Genomic DNA, 5,590 nt, shown 5'->3' with positions numbered 1-5,590 from the left:
CTGCCGGATTGCGCCGCGCCCAGCGGGCGGCCCGGTAGGCCCCGACTGTAGGCACCGCGGCACCCGCCGCGTTCGCGGATGCCCGGCGGAACCCGGTGCTGGCCTCGCGCCAGCTGTACTCGGCGCGTTCCGTGGAGCCGATGACGCCGTAGCCGACCGAGGAGAACAAGTGCTGGAACGGCTTGCGGTAGATGAACACCGCGACGGTGACCAGTGCGATCATCATGATCTTGAGGCCCCAGGGCAGGGCCTGGTCGGTGGTGCCCATGATCAGCGAGTAGCAGTACAGCAGGATGCTCAGCACCAGTGCGATCGCGACCTGTTTCATCAGTACGCCGACGAGCATCTCGAACCAGCGGATCGCGATCACCCGTCCGAACCCTGGATGCACGCCGACTATCAGGAAGAACGGCCCGGCGACGAGCAACAGCAAGAAGCCGAGTTTCAAGAGGATCAGGGTGAGCGCGATCAGCAGCACGAGCAGGCCCGCCGCGAGCGCGGCGAACAGTGCCTCGAACCCGATCTCGAGCCGCGTCGTCCACTGTTTTCCCTGGAATAGCGGGTAGACGGCGGGATAGTTCGCCTGCAGCTTCTGGGCGATGCCGGTATAGGTGTCCTGTTTGGCCGTGATCAGCGTCTGGGTGGGATGCTCGTTGGCGGCGATCGCCTGCGACCACAGCAGCTGCCTGCCGAACTGGTTCACCACGTTCGTGGTGGCGCCCACCGAGTTCGGCGGCGCCCACTGCGTGGTGCCGAGCTCGCCGTCCAGCCAGGGCTTGCAGACCAGGACCGACCACAGCTCATTCGCGTTCTCGTCAACCAGCCCGTTCCCCGAGGTGAACGCGTAGCTGGCGGTCACGCTCTGCGGGTCGGTGGAGGTGACGGGCAGGCAGTTGCTGGCGGCGGGCGCTGGCAGGTCGGAGAACGCGGTGTTCAGCACCTGCGTGACGCCGTTGGACACGGTGGTGCCGATACCGGTGAAGTCGCCGGGGCGGCCGATCAGCCAGACCGCGGCGGCGCAGGCGAGGACCATCCATATCGTGCCCTCGATGGTCCTGGTGGCGCGCTTGCGGATGAGCCCTTGCCACGCCAGCCAGACCGCGCCGAGAAGTACGACCGGCGCGAGGAACGGGTAGTAGATCGCCTTGCCGAGCGCGGTGATCAGCGTGTTCACCGCGCTCTGCAGCCAGGTCAGGATGCCGTTCCCTGCCGCGGTCTGGTAGATGGTGATCGTGGCCCGGTCTAGCGATTTGGCCATGTCGAAGACCATGCCGGCGACGTTGTTGCCGATCAGCGAGGTCATGTCGGAACATTGCAGGCCGGTCGCCGCCCAGTACTGCCCGGCGATGCCGTAGTTGTCGTACAGCGTCTTGCCGCCGGTCTGCCCGCCGGGAGTCGCGATCAAAGAGTCGACGCCGGTGGTGGCCTGCTCGGGCTCTGGCACCGACGGGGTGCAGATGTTGTTCAGGTCCCCGACTACGCCGGAGGAGCCCCCCGTGCACAGGCCGAGCAGCCCGCCGATGTCGCCGATGCCCGGTACCGCGCAGACCCCTGTCGCCATGGACGCGTCGGGGGCGGCGGGCACGGCCGGCGCAGAGTGCGCGACGGGCTGGGAATGCGCGGCCGGCTGCACGGGCGCGGTGGTCGCCGCTGACGCCGGGCGGGCGAGGAAGAGGCCGCCGAGCACGATCACGAGGATCGCGCCCGCCAGCCCCAGCACTTTGCCGGGGATTCGGCGGCTGGCGGGCGGTTGGGGTTCAGCCATCGGGAGGGCTCCTGGGGGCGGCGGTTCTACTGGGGGGTGGTAGCCGCCGGCTGGGGGGGCCGGCGGGCTCGCGTCGGGTTCGTATCGATCCAGTCCCGTAGTTCTTCGGATACGAGATCGACGCCGATGCGGCCCGCCCGGTCGTCGAGGTCACGGAAAATGCATTCGCCGTTGCCGAGGGAACGGAGCACGGCCTTGTGCTCCTCGGACGGCTCCAGGCCAAGCAGCGACAGCACGTTCGCCACCTCGCCGCGTTCCGACGAACGGAACGCGAAAACGCTGGACAGGCAGTTGGTCACCTGCTCGTTGAGCAGGTCGCCCGCGTTCTGTGAGATCAGGACCAGCGCCGTGTTCCGCGACCGGCCCATGCGAGAGACCTCGGGAACCAGCTTGGCGCCCTCGGGGGTGGACGTGATCGCCCACGCCTCGTCGAGGAAGATCGCCTTCAGCGCGGTGCGCTCGACGCTGTTCATCAGCCGGCGGGCGAACTGGGAGACCAGGTACAGCAGCGCGACGGACAACCGCTGCTCGTAGGAGTAGTCGTCACGGCCCGTCGTGGTGTCCGGCAGGGTGAGCCCGCCGAGCGTGAACACGGTCGTCCAGCCCTCCGCGTCGATCTGCTGCCCGCCTGAGGGCGCGAAACAGAGCCTGGCCAGCCGCATCTCCGAGATCGAGCGCATCACCGCGCCCAGGTTCTTCCACGCGGGGTTGTCGGACTCCTCCAGGTGGCGCACGACCTTGCCGAGGCTCGGCCGCTGGCCGCCCGCCACGGCGCCGACCGCCTGGATCATCGCGCTCTCCCGCTCCTCGCTCATCCGGGGCAGCAGCAGGCGCAGCGTCTCCGTCGCCATCGTGCGCTTTTCCGCGAGGTCGTCGCCGAACGAGAACGGGTCGAGCAGCCCCGCCGCCGCCGAGCCGAGCGGCAGTACCCGGGCCTTGCGCCCGGACTTCGAGAGGAACTCGATGAGCGGCTCGGCGTCGCCCTTCGGGTCGATGACGGCGATCGTCGAGCCGCGCAGCGCGAGCTGGTAGATGAGGAGCATCGCCAGCGTGGTCTTGCCACCGCCGGGCTCGCCGGTGATGGCGACGGCCGTCGGCCTGTTCCGCGCCGCCGCGACCATGGGGTCGAAGTGCACCACCGAGCGGGCCCTGCCCAGGGTCTCGCCGATATACGGCCCGATCCAGCCGACGCCGTCGGCGATCCGGTCGCCGAGTTCGACGGTCGCCGTGGGCATGCCGCCGGCGATCGTGTACAGCGGCTGGCGCTGCACGTAAGAGCTGAGCCTGATTCGCTCCCCCGGCAGCGACTCCGTCAGCAGCGAGAACTGGTCGCCAGTGGAGTTGACTAGGTCGATGCCGATGTCGCGGTAGTGCTCGGTGACCGCTTCTACGCGGCGCAGGCACAGGTCGCGGGTCGGCGCGGTGACGATCAGCCGGTGCCAGCCGTAGACGAACGGCAGCCGCTCCTTGGTGATGCCGTGCTCGAGCATCCGCGCGGCCGCGATCTGCTCGGCGAGCGCGATCGGCGCCTCCGCGCCGGCCTCCCTGATGTGCGTGTCCATGTCGCGGGCGTGCGCGAGCCGCCGGCCCACGTCCTTGCTCGCCTTGGCCGGCGAGATCAGGTGCATCCGGGAGCTGACCTCGACGGGGAACGGCAGCGAGTCCGCGTGGTGCAGCCACGGTTCGCCGTCAGGGAAGCTCATGAGGTCGGGGAACCTGGAGAACGACAGGAACGCCGCGTACGACTCTCCCTCGACGTGCTCAAGCCGCAGCAGCGTCCGGCCGTTGTGCACCTGGCCCTCGTACAGCTGCTCGACCTCGCCGGGCCCCCACCTCCTGCGCCGCGCCGCGGACGGCGGCGGGTCGTTGAGCGATCCCATCAGCGTGTGCCGTACCAGCCACGCCACCTCCCGGGAGGTGGCGTGGCGCGCTGCGAGCGCGCTCGAGTTGAGCGCCCGGCCGAGCCGCTCGGCCTGGTCGGTCCACTTCCCGATCTCCCCGGAGGGCACGGCCTCGTCGTCGATGCCGAGGGTCCGCTCGGCGGTCCGGTAGGTGGTGAACAACTGCGTGAACAAGCCGCCGGTCAGCTGTGCCCGCATGCTGCGCTGGCCCAGCCTGACCCCGAGGTAGATCTCCTTCGACCAGAAGTCCTTCGCCCACACGTGCTGGTAGATCTGGTCCAGGTACTCCTGCCAGCCCGGGCCGCCGTCCGACGTGGCGTCCAAGCCGGTCGCCCACTCCACCGCCGGGTACGGCCGGTGCGCGATCCGCAGGTGCACCTCGGCGTCCTGCATCCGGATCGCCGCGAGCGCCACGGTGATGTTCGTCGCCAGCGCCTCGCGCTCCTCCGGCGTGGTGAACTCGTAGCACACCGACGGCACCCGGTAGTACGCCCAGGCGTGCGTGTCGGTCAGCAGCACCCGGTCATCGAAGTATCGGATCGCCAGGCGGCTACGGCCCTTCGACTTCTTGGTCACCACGTCTCCGTCGTGTCGGTCATTGGCTTGTCCGTACCGGCGCGGCGGCCATGCCGGCCACCAGGACTCCCGCGAGCGCGGTATAGGCGACGCGGGTCTGCGGGCGAAGAGCGGACGGGTCCGCGACCTCGACGGGCAGCATGTCGTCCCAGGGCACCCGGACGATCGCGCGGCAGCGGCCGCGCGCCACCGACTCGGCGTGCGCGACGTCGGCCAGGCTGCGCCTGCTGACCCCGTTGATCACCGTCACCGAGTGGTCCGCGAGCTCCGCGAAACCGTGCGTGTCCAGCCAGTCCCGGGTGTCGGCGAGCGCGCCGGCCCCGTCGATGCTGGCCGGCACCACGATGACCAGCTGGTCGGCAATCTTCAGCAGCTTCATCAGGCCCGCGGCGCCGGGGTCGAGCATGGCCAGCGAGTAGTGCCTGGTCAGCTGCACGGCGAGCTCCAGCTCGTCGCCGTCCCTGAGCGGATCGCGGGACGCGATGACGTCGAGCCGCGCGGGGACGGTCTTCGGAGTCGGGCTAAGCCCGTCCGGGCGCGCCTTCATGGCACCCTGCGGCGGTCGGCCGCTGAGCATGTCATCCAGCCAGCCAGCTGGCGCGCTGTAGCGCGCCAGCGTGCCGTCGTGCAGGTCCACCGCGGCCACCGGCTCTTCCCTGAGGCTGGCCAGGATGTGGCCGGTCATCAGCGTGGTGACGCTCTGCCCCGCGCCGCTGGTACAGCCGAGCATGAGCACGCGCTGCGGCGTTTTGAGCGGCAGCCTGGCCCTGGCCCGGTCCAGCGCCTCCTGGTCACGCTTGCCGGGTCCCTGCCCGGTACCCGCGACGATCTTGACCTTGCCGTGCCAGCTCAGGTTGCGGTCCTTGGAGGGACCGCTCAGCGCCCGCTCGATCGACGGCACGGCCAGCGGCACCGCGTCGGCCACCGCCTTAACGACCGGCACCTGCGGCGCCGCTACGGCTTCGTGAACAACCTCTAGCGCGCGAGGCTCATCGGCCTCTTCAGCCTCAACCTCTGGGGCTTCGGCATGATCTTCCGCCGGCACGTCAGCCGGAATCTGCGATTTGTCCCCGGTTTCTGTCGTCAGGGCAGCAGAAAACAGGGACAAATCGGCGGGCTCCGGCCGCGCCGTCGGCCATGCCAGGGCGGGGTTGACCGGCGGGACAGGCGCGGGTGGCACGAGCCGCTGAGCCGGCCCGTCATGCGATATCTCAACGCGCGGCGCGCCGCCCGACGGAGCAGGCGGCGGGCTTGACCGCACGTTGCCCAGACCAGGTGCCGGCGCCGCCGGGCCGAGGTCGGCCGCGGAAGGCGCCGACAGAGCCTGGTCGACGTCTGCGGCGGCAGG

The 5,590-nt window shown here is 70.0% G+C and carries 3 protein-coding genes; all 3 read right to left on the bottom strand.

Features of this window, described 5'->3' with window-relative positions; all coding sequences use genetic code 11:
- Window positions 1–1,765 (bottom strand): type IV secretion system protein (locus WA805_RS28255; RefSeq protein ID WP_422273950.1); only part of this gene is annotated, 1,765 nt, incomplete at its 3' end.
- 26 nt (window positions 1,766–1,791) lie between these two features.
- Window positions 1,792–4,242: an ATP-binding protein gene (locus WA805_RS28250; RefSeq protein ID WP_424564443.1), complete on the bottom strand. Its 2,451-nt coding sequence runs from the start codon at window positions 4,240–4,242 to the stop codon at window positions 1,792–1,794.
- A 19-nt stretch (window positions 4,243–4,261) separates the two neighbouring features.
- Window positions 4,262–5,590, bottom strand: a 1,329-nt coding sequence (locus WA805_RS28245; RefSeq protein WP_425243846.1) for a MinD/ParA family ATP-binding protein, incomplete at its 5' end; no start/stop codon positions are given.

The organism is Trebonia sp. (assembly GCF_049794275.1).
Taxonomy (GTDB): Bacteria; Actinomycetota; Actinomycetes; order Streptosporangiales; family Streptosporangiaceae; genus Trebonia.
The sequence above is the reverse complement of the archived record's forward strand: the minus strand, read 5'-3'. Positions and strand labels throughout refer to the sequence as shown.